This window comes from Litorivivens sp., assembly GCF_041625495.1.
In the GTDB taxonomy this organism is placed as follows: domain Bacteria; phylum Pseudomonadota; class Gammaproteobacteria; order Pseudomonadales; family Spongiibacteraceae; genus Litorivivens.
The window spans coordinates 1-20,958 of sequence record NZ_JBFJTH010000056.1 but is presented as its reverse complement, the minus strand read 5'-3'; the positions used below and the strand labels follow the sequence as shown (position 1 = coordinate 20,958).

The following is a 20,958-nucleotide window of genomic DNA, read 5'->3' as shown; positions in this document are numbered from 1 at the left end:
CAGAAGGTATTGCCTGGGGTCAGGCCAAGAAGGAATTGTGTGCATTGATTAATGACGAGCTGGCCGAGGCGCGCGATGAGTATGAGCGGTTGATGGCCGACCCTGGTTTTGTTGATGTGCAATTGCGCAAGGGTGCTGAGAAAGCGCGGGAAAGAGCGGGGAGGCTGTTGGCCAAAGTGAAAACGGCGGTGGGCATACCGCCGCTAGCCTGAGGGTGCTTCCGCCTCCCAGCCTTGTTGGGAGGCGATATGGACGCCGAGTTTAAAACTCCGCAGAAATGCCTACGTAAGCACTACGCGGTTCGCCAATAAAATAGCGGTAATTGCCAAAGGCAAAGTCTGCTCGCTCCGCATAATCCTCGTCGGTCAGGTTGGTAACCCGCAGTGACAGCTCAAGTCCCTTGGTCAGCCCCTGGGCAAGACGCAGATTGACCAGATCGTGGCCCCCATACTCCCGACTATTGGCTTCATCGAGATAGTGCTCGCCCACGTGTACCCACTCCAGTTCTGCCTTGGTTGCAGATAGCGGTTGCCATTTCAGCTGGGCGCTGGCCAATTGTCGTGGTGCTGTGGCCAATTCATTATCCTCAACGCCGAGAACGTCATTATCGTACTGGGTTTTGGCGTAGCTACCCTGTAGCTCTAGGCGAAGATTTTCCCGTATGTGCCAGCTAAGCTCCAGTTCTATGCCGCGACGCAGGGTTTTGCCATTGCTGAAGTTCTGACGGTTTGAATCCTGGAGGATAATGTTGTCTTTTTCGAGACGATAGGCGGTGATTGACGCGCTCGCGCGGGACCAGTTGCCCCGGAGACCGAGTTCGGCGTTGATCACTTCCTCAGAGTCCAGATCGGCATTGAGTTGCCCCTCTTGCAGACGGTACAGCTCTGAGGCCTGCGGCGCGCGGAACCCCCGCGAGAAATGGGCGACGGCATCCACGTTGTCGCTCAACGATTCCCGGTAACCTAAATAACCAGACCAGTTGTAGAAGTTGTCTTTGTCATCTGACGGTCGGGTATAGCGGCAGGGGCTGGCGCAGGGCACGCCATTTTCGTCGGTACTGCCATCAATCATCAGGTTATCGTAGTCGTAACGCTGAATCTCGTAACGTACGCCAGCATTGAGTTCGCGCTCGGCTTTAGGTTCCCAGTTGCCACCCACAAACCAGGCGGCGGTCGTGGCGTCTACCTGATAATCGTAGTGTTTGCCGCTGGGAAACCCCGTGCCGAAACGAGTGAACGATGCTGAAGCCTGAGTCTGTGTCAGATAGCTTTCCGTGAGATCCGCGTCAAAACCATAGTGCAGGCTGGTATGGGCGCCCTGATTGCTGAAAAACGCGGTTTGCACCCCGACACTTTTCTGGCCATTTTCTTCCAGCGGCGTACCGGGCAGGAAGTGCTGTAGAAAATCCATCTCGGTGTAGCGCAAATAAGGTGTTGCGACAAAATGGGTATCCTGGCTGCCTTCGCGCTCCCAGCGACTGTAAAAGCGTGCGCTCTGACTGTCGCGGAAGGCTTCGGGATTAGGGTTGGATTTTTTCAGGTCGTCATTTTTGTAGGCGTCCTGGCCCAACACATAGCCTGCTGTTTCCTGGTTGAGGTTGGTCGCGCTCAACACGTTCTGGCTGGTCCAGACGCTGCCGGTGTAATCGTAGCGCAGGGTCATCTTTTGCTGATCAAAGCCGGAATCTTCCTTGTAACCGCCGTCATGCGCACCATTGGCATAAATGCCCACCCGGTGAGTTGAGTTACCCTGACTGTGCTCCAGTTTCAGGCGGCTGTAATCGTGTGGGCCACCTTCGGCGGTGAGTCGAGTTAATGGTTCTTCGCCGGGCGCACGGGTAATCACATTAATAACCCCGTTCAGTGCGTTCGAGCCATGTACCGCCGTACCGGGGCCACGAATTACTTCCACTCGGGCCGCTTGTTCGCTGTTGGCGTCAAACAGCTGATTTACGTTGCAAAAGCCGGGGGCGCGCAACGGAATACCGTCCTGAGCCATATAGAATGCACCGCAAGAGCCGCCACCTGTAAGCACTTCTGAACGAATCGCGGTCAGGTGTTCCTGGCCGTTGCCGCGCGATACCCATACGCCGGGAGCACGGTTCAGCAATTCATTGATATGGATGTGTGAAACGGTGTCGATGGCCTGTTTGCCAATGACAGAAACACTGCTGAGCGGCGTTTGGGTCTGTTCGAGTCGGGTAGCTGATACAACGACCTGTTCCGGCTCAGTCCCGAGGGCATTGGCAGTTAGCCCGAGAAGTGTGGCGTAGGCCAATGCCTTTTTAGTAGTAGAGTGAAGCATAGTAATCCCTGTTTTTTATGATTCGGGCTGAAAAGCAATAAACAGTCCGGTACAGCGGGTCAGAAGTGTACCACTACTGTGGCATTCTGCCTTCACAATCACCTTTTTCCCGTTGACGCTGTCAACCCAGCTGGTGAACGTGAGTGGCGCGAATAGCGGCGTGCCGGCTAGGTAGTCAACGCTGAGATTGGCGGTAAACCCTGCCACTTTCTGGTCGACGGCTGAAAAAGCCATAATTTGATCGTAAATGGCGGCTACGACAGATCCGTGCACGAGTTCTGGCGGGCCTTCATAAATTCGGCCGAGGGTCAGCGTCGCGGTCAGGCGAGTTGAATCCTCCTCGTCTCTCATGACATCCAGTGGCGGTGCAATGGGGTTCAGTGCGCCAGAAATCGGTGAGTAGGGCAGTATGCTTGAAAGCCGGTCGCCGTAATTGATATTAAATTGCGGTAGCGGCTTTTGTTCGGTGTGGGGTTGGAGCTGCTGGTTCAGTTGCTGCAGCTGTTGTGCTGCCGCATTCAGTGTTTCGGTGTCAGCGTTGAGATTGGCACTGAGTTCCAGTGTCTGGCGCAAAGTAGCGATGTAGTGGTTGAGTGCGGTGAGATTTTCCGGCTGCATGGCTTTATCGTGTGATTGGATGTCATTGCAGTTTCGAGGATGGGCGGCGCGAGGACAATGACCAAACAGGCCGAAGGTGTTGCCTGTTGCGCAGGAAATTGTCAGCGCAGGAATATCTATAAGTGAATGGCGGATTAGAGGGTGTTAGAGGCCGGATTAATCAAAACAGCCTGAGGGCTGTATTGCGCCGTGGGGCGTCGCGGCTTGCCGCCGCTCATCAAATTGCTGGCCGCAATTTGTCGAGCCTCGCCGGTTCAAGTCCGGCCTGTGGAGGTTTTGCTGGATTATTTCTTCAGCGAATAGCTTCGGTAAAACTGTTTAGATGGTACCAGAGGCCGGACTCGAACCGGCACGCTTTTTACGGCGGGGGATTTTGAATCCCCTGTGTCTACCAATTTCACCACTCTGGCACAGGATGAAAGAGCGCGCGATTATAGCAATCTCACACCGGCGGTCAAAGGTTTCTGTGCGTAACTGGAGGCAAAACGCGATTTCCGGTAACCTGCGCGCCTGTTTTATGAACGATATCCTCCATGAAAACCCGCGATTTCCATTTTGACCTGCCAGATGAACTGATTGCGCGCTATCCGGCGGCGCAACGTGACCAAAGCCGATTGCTGGTGCTGGACGGTGCGCAACATCAGGTTGAGCACCGGCAGTTTCCAGAACTGGCTGACTATCTGTGCGCTGGCGATCTGCTGGTGTTTAACAACACGCGGGTGATTCCCGGGCGCCTCTATGGCCACAAAGAAAGCGGCGGCAAGCTAGAATTGTTGATAGAGCGTGTGACAGGTGAATACAGTGCGTTGGCCCACATACGGTCAAGTAAATCGCCCAAGCCTGGGGCGCGATTGCATCTGGTGCGCAACCACGGCACCGAACCCCTTGCCGAATGTACGATGATCGACCGCCAGGGACAGCTGTTTGAACTGGCATTCGAAAAGCCGGTAATCGCAGTTCTGGAAGCCATCGGTCACATGCCGCTGCCACCGTATATTGACCGCGCCGATGAGCAGCTTGACCAAGAGCGCTATCAAACGGTGTATGCGCAAAAACCGGGAGCCGTCGCTGCGCCGACAGCTGGTTTGCATTTTACCGATACCTTGCTAGAGACGCTGAAAGTGAAGGGTGTCGACACGGCCTTTGTCACCCTGCATGTGGGGGCGGGCACTTTTCAGCCGGTTCGTGTTGACGATATTCGCGATCACCAGATGCATTCTGAATACCTTGAGGTCAGCCAAGAGGTTTGTGAGGCCGTGCGCACGACCAGGGAGCGCGGCGGCCGTGTAGTGGCTGTGGGGACCACCTCGGTGCGTAGCCTGGAAACGGCGTCGCGCTCGGGTGAGCTTGCGCCCTATGCGGGTGAGAGTGACATTTTCATTTATCCGGGGTATCGCTTTCGCAGTGTGGACGCGTTGCTGACCAATTTTCATTTGCCAGAATCAACCCTCATCATGCTGGTCAGTGCCTTTGCCGGTCGCGAAGCGGTGCTTGATGCCTACCGGCAAGCGGTGGCGGAGCGCTACCGGTTTTTCAGTTATGGAGATGCCATGCTGGTGTTTCCCAGCCAAGGAGTCTGAGCGTGTCTCGCCAGTGTGATATGCAGTTTTCTGTCAGTGCCAGTGATGGCGAAGCCCGGCGCGGTGAACTGAGTTTTAGTCGCGGTACGGTGCAGACGCCCGCTTTTATGCCGGTAGGAACCTATGGCACAGTGAAGGGCATGCTGCCGAGGGATATTCGTGAGATCGGTGCGGAGATCATTCTGGGCAATACCTTCCACCTGATGCTGCGGCCGGGTACGGAAGTGGTAAAGGCTCACGGCGATCTTCATGATTTCAGTGGCTGGGATGGCCCGATTCTTACCGATTCTGGCGGCTTCCAGGTGTGGAGTCTAGGTAAGCTGCGCAAGATTACCGAGGCTGGTGTGGGCTTTCAGTCGCCGGTGGACGGCAGCAAGGTCTATCTCGACCCTGAAACCTCGATTGCGGTGCAGCACGATCTAGGGTCCGACATTGTCATGATTTTTGACGAGTGTACGCCTTATCCGGCAACGCAGAGGCAGGCTCGAGAATCCATGGAGTTGTCATTGCGTTGGGCTGCGCGCAGCCGCGATGCCCACGGTGATCACCCTTCTGCATTGTTTGGTATCGTGCAGGGAGGTATGTACCCAGCGTTGCGTGAGGAGTCTCTTAAAGGTCTGGTTGATATTGGTTTTGACGGCTACGCCATTGGTGGGTTGTCAGTCGGTGAACCCAAGGACGATATGCTCAATGTGTTGGACCACCTGGCACACACCATGCCCGCAGACAGGCCCCGCTATTTGATGGGAGTGGGTAAGCCGGAAGATATTCTCGAGGCGGTACGGCGCGGCGTCGACATGTTCGATTGTGTCATGCCAACGCGCAATGCGCGCAATGGCCACTTGTTTACATCGGGCGGGGTAATCAAAATTCGCAATGCGCGCCATAAGCAAAGCACGGCGCCGCTGGATGAAAACTGTGATTGTTACACCTGCCAGAATTTCTCGCGCGGCTACCTGCATCACCTGGATCGCTGCAAGGAAATATTAGGGGCGCAATTGAATACCATCCACAACCTGCGCTTTTATCAGACGCACATGGCAGGCATTCGTGCGGCGATCGAGAACAACACGCTGGACGCGTTTGCCGATGAATTTTACGAAAGCCAGCAACGGGAGGAACGGTGTACAAGCTGATTGTTTTCATACCTGAAACCCATGTTGAAGAAGTAAAAAATGCCCTGTTTGAGGCAGGCGCAGGGCGCCAAGGCGATTATGACTGCTGCGCCTGGCAAACACGCGGGCAAGGGCAGTTTCGCCCTATGAAGGGTAGCAGCCCTTTTATTGGTACCCAGGGCGCGGTTGAAACCGTTGCAGAATACCGGGTGGAGATGCTGTGTGAGCCGTCGCTGCTAAGCGCAGTAGTAGGTGCCTTACGGCAGGCCCACCCCTACGAGGAACCGGCATTCGAGGTGATTCAGCTGGTGGATATCGATGGCTGATTCATCGGTAATTCAGACGCTGAAGTCTCGCATCGAGGGCTATCAGCCCCAAACCATCGCCGGTGACTATCCGGATGCCGCCGTAGTGGTGGCGATTTCCGATGACGCTAAGCCGGGGGTGCTCCTGACGCAGCGTTCACCGCACTTGAGTCTGCACGCGGGGGAAATAGCCTTTCCCGGCGGAAAGCAGGATGAGGATGATTATGACCTGCTGCACACAGCGGTCCGAGAGATGGAAGAAGAGGTTGGAATTCCGGCAGAACATTTCACTTGTCTCGGGGCGTTAGATCAGCGTATTACCCGCACTAAAATTCGTATGACACCCTATCTGGGTGTTGTGCCAGCGGAGCTGGAGTTCAACATCAACTACGGTGAGCTCGATAGCGCCTTTTATGTGCCGATCGACCAATTGCTGAGTGGGAAGCTGTTTTCGGTGGTCGATGTGCTGGATCAGGGAATTACCAAGCGGGTGGCCCGGTTTCAGTTTGAACAGTACGATGTTTGGGGTGTGACAGCCATGGTTCTGGCTGACGTGCTCAATGAATTACTCGATGCGGGCCTGCCCGTGGAAACCCGAAGGGGAGCAAGTTCATGATTTTTAGTCTTGGTGAACTGTCGGTGCAGCGTAAGGCCGATAACCAGTTTATTGCTCACAATGCGACCGTCATTGGTAATGTGAGCCTGGGGGAGCTGGTCAGTATCTGGTTTAACGTGGTGATTCGCGGCGACGCTGAACGTATCAGTATTGGCGATCGCAGCAATATTCAGGATGCCTCGGTATTGCATGCTGATCCGGGCTTTCCGCTGGAAATTGGCGAGGATGTCACTGTTGGGCACAAGGCCATGCTGCATGGTTGCACGGTAGGGGATGGCAGTCTTATTGGCATCAATGCTGTGGTATTGAATGGCGCGAAAATTGGCAAGGGGTGCCTGATCGGCGCCAATGCGTTGGTGACAGAAGGTACTGAGATTCCGGATGGTTCTATGGTTCTTGGGGCGCCCGCTAAAATCAAACGGGTGTTGTCGGAAGACGAACAGGCGGCACTGCGGCTGTCAGCCAGCCACTATGTGGAAAATGGGCAGCGGTTTATCAAGGAACTCAAGGCTGAGCCATGACCGAGGTTGTAAAGTCCCCTTGTATATCGGTATGTGCCTTGGATGAAGATGATTTGTGCATGGGTTGCTACCGAACCATGCAGGAAATTACCGATTGGTCCGAGTATACCAATGAGGTCAAGCGCGAGGTGATTGTTCGGGCTCAGCAGCGGATGAAACGGCGTTACAACATAAGCTGATTAGCTGGAGAGCGAGCAGTGGCAAAACCGTTGAAGATACGTCTGACAGACGGGCCAGACTTATCCGACGAGCTGGTATTGGAGCTCTGGGCATTGCGGCGGCGCTATGTATCGCTGGCCCGAACCGAGTCAGAAGATCAGGCTTATTTTCGTAAGTTTGTGAGTGCAGATGATTCGATTGTGGCATCGTTTCATGGGTCAGATGGAAAGCTAGGTGGCTTCTTTACCATCGCGCAGCGACCGGTGGATCATGCGGGGCGTCGCGGCATACTGCTGTATTCGAAATATTTTTACTTTGATAAAACCTATCGTGGGCACTACAAAACGCTGATTGCTCCCTGGCTGATTCTGCCGCGGGTTTTTCGTAGGCATGGCCTGCGACATCTGTATTTCGTTACCACCGCCTTCCCGCAAAGCTATGTTTCACTGGCGCGATCGACGGGTAATGTTCGAGCATTGCATGATGCTAAAACCACACCTTGGGAACGCCAGGCTTTGCACGAATTTGCCGGTCACTATTTTGGCCGCGACTGGCAGCCGGAACGTGGTGTTGTGATTAATCAGAATGTGGCTGACTCCGAATCCCTGGCGCGAAGCGAAGAGGCGCAAGCGCTGACCGCGAATTTTGAGCGGTTAAACCCGCAGTGGCGTCAGGGACAATCATTGCCCATTATTTTTCCAGTCGATTGGACTACGATTTCGCATTCCATAAAAAGAACGTTGCGTCGCGCCGCTCGTTAGCTGCGTCAGCTAGTGACCTCTGTTAGCGGTTAAGGGGTTCTAGAATCACTACTGGGATTTCCCGCACTCCGGCGGCTTGCTGGTAGTCGTCGTAGGGTGGGTAGAGCTTGGCCATTTTCTCCCAGAGATGCTGGCGTTCGTGAGCGTCAGCAGAGCGTGCCAGAGCATTCATGCGCTTGGTGCCAACACGAATTTCGCACTCGGGCGTGCTCTGCAGATTGAGGTACCAGGCCGGGTGATCCGGTGAGCCGCCTTTTGAGGCAATAACAATATAGTTGCCGTTGTCTTCACCGTAAATCAACGGCAGTGGGCGCAGTTCTCCGCTTTTACGGCCGCGAGTGATCAATAATAGAGTGTGCAACAGGCCGGAACCGCCGCCAAGGCTGCTATCCCACAGGTGGGCTTTTTCAGGGTTTTCAAGGTAGAGCTGGATATGTTGCTTGATCCAGTCTGGCATGTATTCGGGAATATCTATCTTCATCTGTCGCGCTCCCTGCAAAGGATTCAGGAAAGGCCTGAGTAAACCTGAACAGGTGCGTCGTCGTCAAAGTGTAAAATGCACAGGCCTGGTTCAGGTTTTTTTCCGTTTCTTGGTCTTTTTACTGGGTTTCCAGGCGAGAACGCTTTCAATACGATTGTCTTTCAAAGCCTCAATTTCAAAGCGGCAGCCATTAAGTTTCACGCAGCAAGGGCCATCGGGGAAGGATTCAAGATGCTCCAATAGCAGCCCGTTCAGTGTTTTGGGGCCATCGGTGGGCAGCTCCCATTTCAGTGATTTGTTGACGTCGCGAATGGTGGCGGTGCCGTCGATGCGGTGGGTGCCATCTTTTAGCGACACGATATCCTGATTGATATCTTCGAGCAGATTGGAGGTGAATTCGCCGACAATTTCTTCCAGCAGGTCTTCCAGCGTGACGATGCCTTGCACCACACCGTATTCATCCACGACCACTCCCTGGCGGTGCTTGTGTTTCTGAAAGTTAAAGAGCTGGGTGTGCAGCGGGGTGCTTTCCGGCACAAAGTAGGGTTCTTTGATGATCCCCATTAGCTTATTCAGGTCAATTTCGCCCTGAGCGTTGATGCTGCTGATCACATCGCGCTGATGCAGGATGCCCACAATATTGTTGATGTCTTCGCGGAATACCGGCATGCGGGTAAATTCGGACTCCTGCAGGCGAGAGCGAATGATCTCCGGTGCGTCGTCCAGATCAATGCCGTACACCTCGTTGCGGGGAATCATGATGTCATCCACGGTGACCTGTTCAAGGTCGAGTATGTTCATCAGCATATGCTGGTGGCGCGGCGGGATCATCTGGCCAGCTTCGCCAACGATGGTGCGTAATTCATCGATGCTCAGGTGTTCGGCGTCGCTTTTCGCCTCGAAACCGGTGAGCCGCAAAAAACCGTGAATAAAGCGGTTGATTACCCAGATTACTGGGTGCAGCAGTGTTTTGAGCGGGGTGAGAACATAACTCACCTTGAATGCCACCGCCTCAGCTTTATACGCGGCGATGGTTTTAGGGATGATTTCCGCAAAAATAAGGAAAACCAAGGTAAGCAGTATGGAGGCTGGTACAACGGCCTTGTCGCCGTAAAGCCGGATTGCGAGCACCGTGGCGGTGGCGGCCGCCAGGTTATTGACCAGATTGTTGCCGATCAGGATAGCGCTGATCAGGCTCTCCGGCTCCTCCAGCAGTTTGCTGGCCTTGCGGGCACCGTTGTGACCACTCTTGCTCAAATGACGCAAGCGATAGCGATTTAGCGCCATCATGCCCGTTTCAGAACCAGAGAAGAAACCAGAGAGGAGGATCAAAAAGCCAATCAGGCCGAAAAGAAAACCCAGCGGTGCCTCGTTCAAGAAGCCGTAAACCCCGTAATCGTTGTTGGGCGCCTATCTTGAAGAAAATCGCCCGGACAGGCAAGTTCAGATGCGGTGTAACAGCACTTCCAGTACGAATTTCGAGCCCACATAGCCCAACAATAGCAAGGCAAAAGCACAAAGGGTCCAGCGGATGGCGGTGCGGCTGCGCCAACCCATACGGTGTCGCCCGATAAGCAAAATGCCAAAGCAGGCCCATGCCACCAGCGTGAACGCGGTTTTGTGCACCAGGTGTTGGGCAAATAGGTCGTCTACATAGAATAAGCCAGTGCCAATCGACAGGGTAAGCAGTACAAAGCCGATCAGTACCAATTCGAACAGCATCTCTTCCATGGTGACCAGTGGCGGCAGGGCCTTCAGGATGCCACGTAGTTGGTGGTGTTTAAGGCGGTATTCCTGAATGGCTAATGCGATGGCCTGGATGGCGGCAATGGTCAGGACGCTGTAGCTCAGCACTGACAGGATAATGTGGAACATCATGCCGCCAGGCTGGGTTAGCAGGCGGGCTGGGGTGTCCACCAGTAAGGTAATAATCAGCACTGCGGCGGTAAACGGGAATATCACCACAAGGATATTCAATAGCGGGCGTAGCATGCCACTGATCAGGGTAATCATCACCACGAACCAGCTGATCAAAACGCTCATTTCCGTCAGGCGGAGATTCATGCCGGCTGGGGTGATCATTCCCACAAAACTGGCGGTACCGTGGCAGAACATGGCGCCAACGCCCAGTAACAGGGCGAGTTTGTAGCGAGCGTGGCCTTGCCGAATTTCCTGCCAAAGCAGCACGGTTGCGATAGCGTAGAGCGTAATAGCCAGCAAACTCAGAGCTGTATTCATGATAATTGGCAAGTGTTCCTCAGGTCGGACCGTGGCAAATCGGTGGTTAGCGGTGGGGCTGCGGCGATTAGTCCGCTATAATGCTGCCCTTCGATTTTTAGAGCACGATTGTAAGCGTGTTAACAAGGCCCTGTCGACAGAGCAGCGGCACTGGCAAGAGAGCACAATGGCATGTTTGAGAATTTAACCGAACGTTTATCGTCTACCTTGCGCACGGTAACCGGCCAGGCCCGCCTGACCGAGGACAATATCAAGGATACCATGCGCGAAGTGCGCAAGGCGCTGTTAGAGGCCGATGTTGCCCTGCCAGTGGTCAAGGATTTTGTCGATATAGTGCGCGAGCGTGCGGTCGGGCAGGAGGTCAGCAAAAGCCTGAGTCCTGGCCAGCAATTCGTCAAAATTGTTCAGGAAGAGCTGGAGCGCGTTATGGGCTCCCAGGCTGAGCCCCTGAATTTTGTCACGCAGCCGCCAGCAATCATTCTGATGGCGGGTTTGCAGGGTGCGGGTAAAACCACCTCAGTTGCCAAGCTGGCTCGATATCTGAAAGAAAAAGAAAAGAAAAAGGTCATGGTGGTCAGTGCCGACGTTTATCGTCCTGCTGCTATCAAACAGCTGGAGACCCTGGCTGCCGATGTGGGTGCGACCTTTTTCGAAAGCCATGCTGAGCAAAAGCCTGTAGATATTGCCAACGCGGCGGTGGCTGAGGCCAAGCTCAAGTTTCAAGACGTGCTGATCATCGATACCGCAGGTCGATTGGCGGTAGACGAAGCCATGATGGCGGAGATCAAGGATCTGCACGCCGCGGTCAAACCTATCGAGACCTTGTTTGTGGTCGATGCCATGACGGGTCAGGATGCGGCCAATACCGCCAAAGCGTTTAGTGACGCCCTGCCGTTAACTGGGGTAGTGCTGACCAAATCGGATGCAGATTCGCGTGGTGGTGCCGCTCTATCGGTGAAGCATATCACTGGCAAACCGATTAAGTTCCTTGGGGTGGGCGAGAAAACCGATGCTCTGGAGACTTTTTATCCGGATCGTATTGCGTCGCGAATCCTTGGAATGGGCGATGTTCTCTCGCTGATCGAAGAGGCGGAACAGAAGCTCGACAAGAAAAAGGCTGAGAAGCTCGCCAAGAAGATCAAGAAAGGCAAGAAGTTTGATCTTGAGGATCTCAAGGATCAGCTTCAGCAGATGCAAAACATGGGTGGTATCACTGGCATGCTCGACAAACTGCCAGGTATGGGGCAGATGGCTCAGCAGGCGCAGTCGCAGATTGATACCAAGATGTTCAAGCGGATGGAGGCGATCATTGACTCGATGACGCCGGCTGAGCGCCGTAACCCGGATCTTCTAAACGGCTCGCGTAAGAGGCGTATTACACTGGGGTCCGGCACCGAGCTGCAGGATCTTAACCGTCTGCTTAAGCAGCACAAGCAGATGCAAAAAATGATGAAGAAAATGACCAAAAAAGGCGGCATGGCCAATATGATGCGCGGTATGGGAGGCATGATGCCCCCCGGCGGTGGTATGGGCGGTGGCGGTCGTTTCCCCGGAATGTAACCGGCCTGGGAGCGGGGGTTGATTGCCGCCTGGCACGACGGCGGCGTGCGTTACCTGGTTGTCCGGGTTCAGCGGGTGAAAAAACGTTCCATTTCAATGTGCTTTCCCGTAGAATGTCGCGCCTTTAAAGGCTCCTGTTCAGTGCTGGGGCTGTGAAACTGATTTGAAGATGGGCCGGCTTCCCTGGAAGTTGGCCGAAAACCGTAGGAAATTCAAAAGCATGGTAACTATTCGTTTGTCACGCGGCGGCTCCAAAAAGCGTCCGTTTTACCACCTGACTGTAACCGACAGCCGCAATTCTCGCGATGGTCGTTTTATCGAGCGCGTGGGCTTTTTTAACCCTGTTGCCCGTGGTCAGGAAGAGCGTCTGCGCGTTGATACCGCTCGTGTTGAGCACTGGGTTGCTCTGGGTGCCAAAATGTCTGAGCGTGTCGCCAAGCTGGTTGAAGAAGCTGGCCAGGCGCAACAGGAAGCTGCGTAATTCAGCGTCAGGCATCTGAATATGTCGGATGACCTGATTACCGTTGGCAAGGTGTCGACGGTTTATGGTGTCAAAGGGTGGGTGAAGCTGTATTCCTTCACCGACCCCATGACCAACCTGCTCGATTACGAGGCTTTGTTCCTGAAGCGTGCAGGACAGTGGCAGCCCGTCACGATTCTGGAAGGGCGGCGCCACGGTAAAACCCTGATTGCTGCGCTGGATGGCGTTGCAGACCGGGAGCAGGCAAGGGAATTGGCTGGGTGTGAGCTGGCAGTGAGTCGCAAAGAATTGCCAGAGCTACCCAGCGACGAGTTTTATTGGCATCAGTTGGAAGGTTTACTGGTGTCTGTCAAGGCAGGGCGAGACAACCTGCTTTTGGGCAAGGTTGATCACTTGCTTGAGACTGGCGCCAACGATGTGCTGGTAGTAACACCCTGTGAGGGCAGTATAGATGATCGGGAGCGCCTGATTCCCTATCTGCCGGACCAGGTGATTAGGGAGATTGACCTCGCCGCCGGCACAATGGTGGTGGAGTGGGATCCGGAGTTTTAGGGCGGTGAAAATTGGTTTCATCACCCTGTTTCCGGAAATGCTGTCAGCGGTAACAGACTACGGGGTTACCGGTCGCGCCATCAAGAATGGCTTGCTGACACTTGATAGCTGGAACCCTCGGGATTTCACCCACGACCGTCACCAGACGGTAGATGATAGGCCCTACGGCGGTGGGCCAGGCATGGTCATGAAGACTGAGCCGCTGAGTGACGCCATTGGCGCAGCCCGGCAGGCATTGCCAAAAGCCCGTGTGGCTTATCTGTCACCGCAGGGGCGAACGCTGGATCAGGCTGCATTGGCAGAATTGGCACAGCGCGAAGAATGGATTTTACTGGCCGGTCGCTATGAAGGCGTGGATGAGCGCCTAATTCAGGCGGAAGTCGACGAAGAGTGGTCGATCGGTGATTACGTGTTGAGCGGCGGTGAGCTGGCCGGCATGGTAATGATAGACGGAGTCGCCCGTCTTCTGCCCGGAGTACTGGGGCATGAGCTATCGGCGGTGGAAGACTCCTTTGTGGATGGGCTTTTGGATTGCCCGCACTACACCCGCCCGGAACACTACCGGGGTGAGCAGGTACCTGCGGTGCTGCTCAGTGGTGATCATGAAAGAATTCGACGCTGGCGGCTGAAACAGGCGCTGGCAAGAACCTGGGAGCGTCGCCCGGATTTACTGGAAAAAGTGACGCTAAACGATGAGCAACGAAAGCTGTTAGCCGAGTATCAAGGCGAGCAGACTAGCCAATAGCTGTGAAGCTATGACTTTATTGAGGAGCATGCCATGAGCAACAAAATTATCGCGGAACTGAACGCGGAGCAGATCAAGCAGGACCTGCCGGAATTCAGCCCTGGCGACACCGTTGTAGTTCAGGTGAAGGTTAAAGAAGGTAACCGCGAGCGTCTGCAGGCGTTTGAAGGTGTTGTGCTGGGCAAGCGCAATCGTGGCATCAACTCGGCTTTCACAGTTCGTAAAATTTCTCACGGTGTAGGCGTTGAGCGTACTTTCCAGACGCACAGCCCGCTGGTTGACAGCATTACCGTCAAGCGTCGTGGTGATGTGCGCCAAGCCAAGCTTTACTACCTGCGCGAGCGCAGCGGCAAGGCAGCGCGTATCAAGGAAAAGCTCGACACAAAATAAGCCGCGAAAGCTGCTTGTCAAAAGGCACCTCCGCAAGGATGTGCCTTTTTTTATGCCGCATAACCGGGGTCGTATCGAGTATTTTTTGTGCAGCTCAAAAAATATTCGATACGACCCCGGTTTTTAGCATATTGATATAGCGAAACGGTATTGTCTTTTTCGTGGCGGGTGGCTCTACGATGCGCGTCATCTGCTCATTGGCGTGCTTTGGAGTGCGCTTTTCATGACGTTACAAATTGCTCTGACACTTCTGGTTCTGCTGGCTGTTTTTTTGGCTCTTGTTTCCAATCGACTGCCGGCTGATGCAATCATGCTGGGCGCCCTTCTGGTCTTGCTCCTCAGTGATGTTATTAACGTTTCACAAGCCTTGGCGGGTTTTTCCAATCCGGGGCTTATTGCGGTTGCCCTGTTGTATGTTGTCGCTGCGGCATTGCGCGACACGGGGGCTATTTACTGGGTGTCTCGGGTGTTGCTGGGTCGGCCGACATCCGCACGCGGTGCCCAGAGTCGACTCATTTTCCCTGCCGGTATCCTCAGCGCTTTTTTGAATAACACCACGGTGGTGGCAATGATGATTCCGGCAGTTCAGGAGTGGGCGCAGCGCCTGCGGTTTTCTGCCTCGCAATTACTTTTGCCGTTGAGCTATGCAGCGATTCTTGGGGGTACGTGCACTCTGATTGGTACCAGTACGAACCTGGTCGTCGATGGCTTGTGGCAGCAACAGGGCAACCCTGGATTTCGTATTTTCGATCTGGCGCCGGTTGGTATACCGCTGTTCGCCGTCGGCGCGACGTTTCTAGTTTTTTTTGCACCGCGCCTGCTGCGTGAAAAACAGAGTTTTGTGACCCAGGCTGAAAAAGCGCGGGAGTATTGGGTGGAAATGCGAATCCCGCCAGGCAGTCCGCTGCTGAATCGGTCGATCGAAGCGGCGGGACTGCGCAATCTAACCTACGGCTATCTGACGGAGGTTGAGCGCGGCGGGAACCTGTTTACGGCTGTCTCGCCAGATATGTTGCTGGAAGCAGAGGATACTCTGACCTTTGTCGGCGCGCCTGAGTGCGCCCGAGAGTTGCAGCGGATACAGGGGCTGGTGCCCGCACATGGCGGCGCGCACAAACTTTCGCTCTATCATCACCAGCGCTGCTTGGTGGAGGTGGTGATCGGCCCAGAGTTTCCGGCTATCAATACTTCGGTGAAGGAGGGCGCGTTTCGCACCCGCTATCAAGCGGCCATTTTGAGTATTAGTCGGGACGGGCAACGCCTGGCAGGTAAGGTGGGTGAGACAGTTTTACGGGTGGGCGACACCCTGTTACTGGAAACTGGTGAGAGCTTCGTAGAACAGTATCAATTTCGGCGGGATTTTCTGTTGGTGAGCCCTTTGAGTGATTCTTCACCGCCGGATTTCGCTAAAGCTCCGTTGGCTGTGGCTATCCTTGTTGCCATGGTGTTGATTAACCTTGTGGGTTGGTTGTCGGTGGTGGAGGCTGCAGCCTTGGCCGCTTCCGCATTGCTTTTGGCGGGTTGCGTATCTCTCAACAGAGCTCGCCAGTACGTGAGTGTTAACCTGCAGGTGCTGCTGGTAATCGGCGCCGCGTTTGCGGTGGGCACTGCGATGGAAGTCAGTGGTACTGCGCGCTGGCTGGTGAGCGGACTGCTCAGTTCTGGCTTGGAGAATCCCTGGCTGGCGCTTGCAATAATCTATGTGGTGACCGCGTTGTTTACCGAGGTGGTTACCAATAACGCTGCCGCTGTGTTGATGTTTCCAATTGCCACCGGTATTGCCGAGCAGTTAGGTGTCAGTCCGGTACCCTTTGTCTTTGCCATTATGTTTGCTGCTAGCGCCAGTTTTATGACACCGTTGGGATATCAAACTAACCTGATGGTGATGGGGCCGGGGGGATACAGTCTGGTGGATTACCTGCGTCTTGGGGTGCCCATGAGTATCGTCGCGGCAGTGATCACGATAGGGCTGATACCGCTGGTGTGGTCGTTTTGACCGCGTCTTTTTCGCGATCGGCGCTTTGCGAGACTGGCGCGCGCGGCTAAACTCCTCGCATGACACAAGCTATTGATCAGTACCTGGACGCCATCTGGCTGGAAAAGGGCCTTAGCGATAACACGCTGGCGTCCTATCGTCGCGATCTGGTGCAGTTTGAGCGTTGGCTCGAGGCTAAAGGTGTAGAGGTGCTGCGTGCTACCGGTGCCGACCTGTTGGAATGGCTTGGGGAGCTGGCACGGCGAGGGCAATCGGTGCGCAGTTCGGCGCGGATGCTGTCCTGCCTACGCGGATTTTATCGCTATTTTGTGCGAGAAAACCGGATCAGTGTCGACCCAACGGTGAATATTGATTCGCCCCGTATCGGCCGTCCCCTACCTAAATCCCTGAGTGAAGAAGACGTTGATGCCCTGCTGGCCCAGCCTGATACCTCCGTTGCGCTGGAGCTTCGCGATAAGGCGATGCTGGAGTTGCTGTACGCTACTGGATTGAGGGTGTCTGAACTGGTGGGCCTGAGCCTGCATCAGCTCAATGTGCATCAGGGTGTGGTCAAGGTCATGGGTAAGGGTAGTAAGGAGCGCTTGGTGCCGATGGGGGAAGAGGCGCTGTACTGGCTGCAGCAATATCTGTCTAGGGGCCGTGCAGAACTGACGCGTACCGGGGATGTACTGTTTCCGAGCCGGCGCGGGACCCTGATGACGCGTCAGACTTTCTGGCACAGGGTAAAGGTTTACGCGCAGCGCGCGAACATTCGGGTTAACCTGTCGCCACATACCCTGCGGCACGCCTTCGCTACACATCTCATCAATCACGGTGCGGATCTGCGGGTTGTCCAATTGTTGTTGGGGCATAGTGACCTGAGCACCACACAGATATACACTCATGTTGCGAGAGAGCGAATGAAGCAATTGCACCAGCAGCATCACCCTCGGGGTTAATTGCCCTTCGGAACTGTTTCAGGTTTCTGCTTTCCAAACTGTTAATCCTAGAACTGAAAGGTTTTTTTCATGATTCAATTTCTTCTTCGTGCCGGCATTCTCGGTGCAGCATTATTGGCACTGTCGGTACAGGCCGCTTCGCCGACCGAAACCATCCGTCAGGCTTTCGGCAAGAGCCGTCCGGATATTCAGCTCGAAAGCGTGAAAGCCAGCGATGTTCAGGGGCTTTACGAGGTTCGGCTCAAAGATGGCCCAACGGTCTACGCCACGGAAGACGGCAAGTTTTTTATTACCGGCGATCTGTACCAACTGGCGCCCGGTGGTTTTGTGAATATCGCAGAGCGTGAGCGCGAAGAGTTCCGAAAGCAACGTATGGCTCGGGTCAGCAATGACGAGATGATAGTTTTCCCGGCAGAGGGTAAAACCAAAAGTGCTATCTACGTGTTTACCGATGTCGATTGTGGCTATTGCCGCAAGCTGCACAATGAGGTTCCTGAGCTGAATAAATTGGGTGTTGAAGTGCGCTATCTTGCCTATCCGCGCGATCTGCCGCGCGGTGATCAATCCAGAACCACGCCGAAAATGGTTTCTGCCTGGTGCGCCAAGGATCGCCAGGATGCGCTTACCAAACTAAAAAACAACCAGAGCATTCCGACGGCAACCTGTGATAACCCGGTGACTGACCAGTATATGCTGGGTGGTGAGATGGGTGTGACCGGAACGCCGGCTATTATCACTACGCGCGGTGAGCTGGTCCCTGGCTATATGCCGGCAGGCGACTTGGCTCGCGTGGCGATTGAAGGGAAATAACTATTACTGTCACTCTTTAAGGAACGCCCGTGCAGGATCAATTCAGCCGTATCAGCCGACTGCCGCCCTATGTCTTTAATATCATTGGTGAGTTGAAGCAAGCGGCACGGGCGCGCGGCGAGGATGTGATTGATTTTGGGATGGGTAACCCGGATCAACCAACGCCGCAGCATATCGTCGACAAGTTGACCGAGACCGCCCAGCGGAGCGATACCCATCGCTATTCCCAGTCGCGGGGTATTCCCCGGCTGCGCAAGGCGATCAGCGACTGGTATCGGCGGCGCTACGACGTTGCTATCGATCCCGACTCAGAAGCGATAGTGACACTGGGGTCCAAAGAGGGGCTGGCCCATCTGGCGCTGGCGACAACCGGGCCGGGTGATGCGATTCTGGTGCCCAACCCCTCGTATCCAATCCACCCCTACGGCTTTGTGATCGCAGGCGCCGATATCCGCCACGTGCCGATGAGTGACGAAAGCAGTTTTTTCGAGGAATTGGAGCAGGCCATCCGCAACAGCTGGCCCAAACCAAAGATGCTGGTATTGAACTTCCCGGCCAATCCCACGACGCATTGTGTCGAGTTGGCGTTTTTCGAGAAGGTTGTCAAAGTAGCCCGAGAGCACGAAATTTGGGTGGTTCAGGATCTTGCCTATGCCGACCTTGTCTACGACGGGTATCAAGCGCCGTCTATTTTGCAGGTGGAGGGAGCCAAGGATATAGCCGTCGAATTTTTCTCCCTGTCCAAAAGCTACAATATGCCCGGCTGGCGCGTGGGTTTCTGTTGTGGCAACCGAACGCTGATCGCCGCTCTGGCAAGAATGAAGTCCTATCTCGATTACGGCATGTTCACCCCTATCCAAGTGGCAGCTATTCACGCGCTTGAAGCGGATCAGGCTTGCGTGGAAGAAATACGCCAGCTCTACCAGAAACGTCGCGATGTACTCTGCCAGGGGCTTAATGATCTGGGTTGGACAGTGACACCGCCGAAAGCGACGATGTTTGTTTGGGCGCCTATTCCAGAAGCCTATCGCGCATTAGGTTCGTTGGAATTTGCCAAAAAGTTGCTGGTAGAGGCGAAGGTTGCAGTGTCGCCGGGCATTGGTTTTGGTGAATACGGTGAAGGCTATGTGCGATTTGGCCTGATTGAGAATGAACAGCGAACCCGCCAGGCCCTGCGGAATATCAAGCGGATGATGCGCGAAGACGGTCAGCCATCGGTTGTCTGATCGCCGCTGCGAAAACGGGGGCTTCGATATCTCGCCCTGAATGGGCAGAATCGGCCGTCGATCGCGCCCCTCCCGCGTGTAATACCTCCCAAATCAAGCTAGAATACGCGCCTTAATTTTCGCCGTCCGGCAATGGCCGGACATACGTGCGCAGCGAGGAGAGGCAGCTTGAATCCCGTCAAGGTAGGCATTTGTGGTTTGGGTACCGTGGGCAGCGGTACGTTTAATGTTCTGACGCGTAATCGCGATTCCATTCGCGCCCGGGTGGGAGCTGATGTTGTGGTAGCCCAGATTGGAGCGCGCCGCGATAACCCCTCATGCGATACCGGTAATGTGCCGATCACTCGCGATATTTTCGATGTAGCCCGTAATCCCGATATTGATGTAGTGGTGGAACTTATTGGCGGCACCACGGTTGCGCGCGAGCTGATTCTCGAGGCTATTGCCAACGGCAAGCATGTGGTTACGGCCAACAAGGCGTTGATTGCCGAGTACGGAAACGAGATATTTGCAGCCGCTCAGGAAAAAGGCGTCAGCGTGGCGTTTGAAGCGGCAGTTGCCGGCGGTATTCCGATTATCAAGGCCCTGCGTGAAGGGCTGGCGGCCAACCAGGTGGAGTGGCTGGCTGGCATCATCAATGGCACCGGGAATTTCATCCTCACGGAAATGCGTGAAAAGGGGCGTGATTTCGCCGATGTGCTGGCAGAGGCTCAGGCACTGGGTTATGCCGAAGCAGACCCCACCTTTGATGTGGAAGGTATCGACGCCGCTCACAAGCTGGTCATTCTGGCGTCTATCGCGTTTGGCATACCGTTGCAATTTGACAAGGTATATACCGAGGGTATTACCCGCATCTCTACTGACGACGTGAACTACGCAGAAGAGCTGGGCTACCGGATCAAGCATCTGGGTATCGCGCGGTGCGATGACAGGGGTATTGAACTGCGGGTACATCCCACCCTGATCCCTGAAAAACGCCTGATCGCCAATGTAAATGGCGTGATGAATGCCATTCTGGTCAAGGCCGATGCGGTTGGCCCAACGCTTTATTACGGCCCCGGTGCGGGTAGCGAACCTACCGCCTCATCCGTGGTGGCTGACGTGGTCGATGTGGCGCGTACGCTCACGGCAGAGCCTCAGCATCGTGTACCGTATCTGGCGTTCCATCCTGATACCTTGAGTGATCATCCGGTTATGGCCATCGAGGATGTACACAGCGCCTACTATTTGAGAATGTCTGCGCTCGATAAGCCGGGCGTGTTGTCGCAAATTGCCCAGATTCTCAGCAATGCGGGCATCAGCATTGAAGCGTTGATTCAGAAGCAGCCAGCAGAAGGCGCTGATCACGTGCCAGTGATTCTATTGACCAACATTGCTCAGGAAAAAGCCTTGATGAGCGCTGTGGAGCAGATTCAGGCGCTCGATAGCATTGCTGAAGAAGTAGTGCGCATCCGGGTTGAATCTCTGGCAGGTTGATGAGTGCAAGTGAGCACCAGTAAAAGCACGGGGCTGATTTACCGTAAGGCTGGCTCCCACTTTAGATAAAGACGAAGGCAAACGAT

Annotated in this window: 22 protein-coding genes, 1 tRNA gene and 1 pseudogene; 18 read left to right on the top strand and 6 right to left on the bottom strand. The window is 54.7% G+C overall.

The window, feature by feature from the left end; translation table 11 throughout:
• Positions 1-212: pseudogene (locus ABYP39_RS08645) on the top strand (tryptophan--tRNA ligase); the annotation flags it as partial.
• 49 nt (positions 213-261) lie between these two features.
• Here ABYP39_RS08645 and ABYP39_RS08640 read toward each other — a convergent pair.
• The 3 genes from ABYP39_RS08640 to ABYP39_RS08630 form a co-directional block, all read right to left on the bottom strand.
• Positions 262-2,304, bottom strand: a complete 2,043-nt coding sequence (locus ABYP39_RS08640) for a TonB-dependent receptor (protein ID WP_372782078.1) — start codon at positions 2,302-2,304, stop codon at positions 262-264.
• 15 nt (positions 2,305-2,319) lie between these two features.
• Positions 2,320-2,922: a PaaI family thioesterase gene (locus ABYP39_RS08635; RefSeq protein WP_372750435.1), complete on the bottom strand. Its 603-nt coding sequence runs from the start codon at positions 2,920-2,922 to the stop codon at positions 2,320-2,322.
• A gap of 323 nt (positions 2,923-3,245) precedes the next feature.
• Positions 3,246-3,332 (bottom strand) — tRNA-Leu (locus ABYP39_RS08630).
• A 123-nt stretch (positions 3,333-3,455) separates the two neighbouring features.
• Between ABYP39_RS08630 and queA the strand changes: the two genes are divergently transcribed.
• Genes queA through ABYP39_RS08595 form a run of 7 tightly spaced genes read left to right on the top strand, consistent with a single transcriptional unit; the run spans position 3,456 to position 7,979 of the window.
• A complete protein-coding gene (gene queA / locus ABYP39_RS08625) occupies positions 3,456-4,502 on the top strand; it encodes a tRNA preQ1(34) S-adenosylmethionine ribosyltransferase-isomerase QueA (RefSeq protein WP_372782076.1) in 1,047 nt (348 codons plus the stop codon).
• Positions 4,503-4,522: 20 nt separating this feature from the next.
• Positions 4,523-5,638 (top strand): tRNA guanosine(34) transglycosylase Tgt, encoded by a 1,116-nt coding sequence (gene tgt, locus ABYP39_RS08620; protein WP_372747249.1) that lies wholly within the window; start codon positions 4,523-4,525, stop codon positions 5,636-5,638.
• Positions 5,626-5,943: an NGG1p interacting factor NIF3 gene (locus ABYP39_RS08615; RefSeq protein WP_372782074.1), complete on the top strand. Its 318-nt coding sequence runs from the start codon at positions 5,626-5,628 to the stop codon at positions 5,941-5,943. The genes tgt and ABYP39_RS08615 overlap by 13 nt, the downstream gene beginning before the upstream one ends.
• Complete coding sequence (locus ABYP39_RS08610; protein WP_372782072.1) at positions 5,936-6,538, top strand: CoA pyrophosphatase; 603 nt, start codon at positions 5,936-5,938, stop codon at positions 6,536-6,538. Before ABYP39_RS08615 ends, ABYP39_RS08610 begins: the two co-directional genes overlap by 8 nt.
• On the top strand, positions 6,535-7,059 hold the full coding sequence (locus ABYP39_RS08605; RefSeq protein WP_372747226.1) for a gamma carbonic anhydrase family protein: 525 nt from the start codon (positions 6,535-6,537) through the stop codon (positions 7,057-7,059). The genes ABYP39_RS08610 and ABYP39_RS08605 overlap by 4 nt, the downstream gene beginning before the upstream one ends.
• Positions 7,060-7,097: 38 nt before the next feature.
• Entirely contained in the window at positions 7,098-7,238 is a 141-nt protein-coding gene (locus ABYP39_RS08600) for a DUF1289 domain-containing protein (protein ID WP_372782070.1), read from the top strand.
• An 18-nt stretch (positions 7,239-7,256) separates the two neighbouring features.
• A complete protein-coding gene (locus ABYP39_RS08595; protein ID WP_372747228.1) occupies positions 7,257-7,979 on the top strand; it encodes a hypothetical protein in 723 nt (240 codons plus the stop codon).
• Between the two features lie 22 nt (positions 7,980-8,001).
• Here ABYP39_RS08595 and ABYP39_RS08590 read toward each other — a convergent pair whose 3' ends face one another.
• The 3 genes from ABYP39_RS08590 to ABYP39_RS08580 form a co-directional block, all read right to left on the bottom strand.
• On the bottom strand, positions 8,002-8,460 hold the full coding sequence (locus ABYP39_RS08590) for a nitroreductase/quinone reductase family protein (protein WP_372747229.1): 459 nt from the start codon (positions 8,458-8,460) through the stop codon (positions 8,002-8,004).
• A 90-nt stretch (positions 8,461-8,550) separates the two neighbouring features.
• Positions 8,551-9,837 carry an HlyC/CorC family transporter gene (locus ABYP39_RS08585; protein ID WP_372747230.1) on the bottom strand — a complete coding sequence of 429 codons (1,287 nt, stop codon included), beginning with the start codon at positions 9,835-9,837 and terminating at the stop codon, positions 8,551-8,553.
• Positions 9,838-9,903: 66 nt separating this feature from the next.
• Positions 9,904-10,698: an inner membrane protein YpjD gene (locus tag ABYP39_RS08580; protein ID WP_372782068.1), complete on the bottom strand. Its 795-nt coding sequence runs from the start codon at positions 10,696-10,698 to the stop codon at positions 9,904-9,906.
• Positions 10,699-10,869: 171 nt separating this feature from the next.
• On the opposite strand from ABYP39_RS08580, the gene ffh reads away from it, so the two are divergent.
• From ffh to ABYP39_RS08530, 10 genes are all read left to right on the top strand, one after another.
• Positions 10,870-12,258 carry a signal recognition particle protein gene (gene ffh, locus ABYP39_RS08575; RefSeq protein ID WP_372782066.1) on the top strand — a complete coding sequence of 463 codons (1,389 nt, stop codon included), beginning with the start codon at positions 10,870-10,872 and terminating at the stop codon, positions 12,256-12,258.
• A 220-nt stretch (positions 12,259-12,478) separates the two neighbouring features.
• Complete coding sequence (rpsP, locus tag ABYP39_RS08570) at positions 12,479-12,739, top strand: 30S ribosomal protein S16 (protein ID WP_372747233.1); 261 nt, start codon at positions 12,479-12,481, stop codon at positions 12,737-12,739.
• Between the two features lie 21 nt (positions 12,740-12,760).
• Positions 12,761-13,291, top strand: a complete 531-nt coding sequence (rimM, locus tag ABYP39_RS08565; RefSeq protein ID WP_372747234.1) for a ribosome maturation factor RimM — start codon at positions 12,761-12,763, stop codon at positions 13,289-13,291.
• A gap of 4 nt (positions 13,292-13,295) precedes the next feature.
• A complete protein-coding gene (gene trmD / locus ABYP39_RS08560; RefSeq protein ID WP_372758311.1) occupies positions 13,296-14,036 on the top strand; it encodes a tRNA (guanosine(37)-N1)-methyltransferase TrmD in 741 nt (246 codons plus the stop codon).
• A 33-nt stretch (positions 14,037-14,069) separates the two neighbouring features.
• Complete coding sequence (rplS, locus tag ABYP39_RS08555; protein WP_372747236.1) at positions 14,070-14,426, top strand: 50S ribosomal protein L19; 357 nt, start codon at positions 14,070-14,072, stop codon at positions 14,424-14,426.
• 223 nt (positions 14,427-14,649) lie between these two features.
• Positions 14,650-16,422 (top strand): SLC13 family permease, encoded by a 1,773-nt coding sequence (locus ABYP39_RS08550; protein WP_372782064.1) that lies wholly within the window; start codon positions 14,650-14,652, stop codon positions 16,420-16,422.
• A 59-nt stretch (positions 16,423-16,481) separates the two neighbouring features.
• Entirely contained in the window at positions 16,482-17,360 is an 879-nt protein-coding gene (xerD, locus tag ABYP39_RS08545) for a site-specific tyrosine recombinase XerD (RefSeq protein WP_372782062.1), read from the top strand.
• 69 nt (positions 17,361-17,429) lie between these two features.
• Positions 17,430-18,170, top strand: coding sequence for a DsbC family protein (locus ABYP39_RS08540; protein WP_372758313.1), 741 nt, complete (start codon positions 17,430-17,432; stop codon positions 18,168-18,170).
• Positions 18,171-18,199: 29 nt separating this feature from the next.
• Complete coding sequence (alaC, locus tag ABYP39_RS08535) at positions 18,200-19,396, top strand: alanine transaminase (protein WP_372747240.1); 1,197 nt, start codon at positions 18,200-18,202, stop codon at positions 19,394-19,396.
• Between the two features lie 168 nt (positions 19,397-19,564).
• Positions 19,565-20,872: a homoserine dehydrogenase gene (locus tag ABYP39_RS08530; RefSeq protein ID WP_372747241.1), complete on the top strand. Its 1,308-nt coding sequence runs from the start codon at positions 19,565-19,567 to the stop codon at positions 20,870-20,872.
• Positions 20,873-20,958 lie beyond the last annotated feature (86 nt).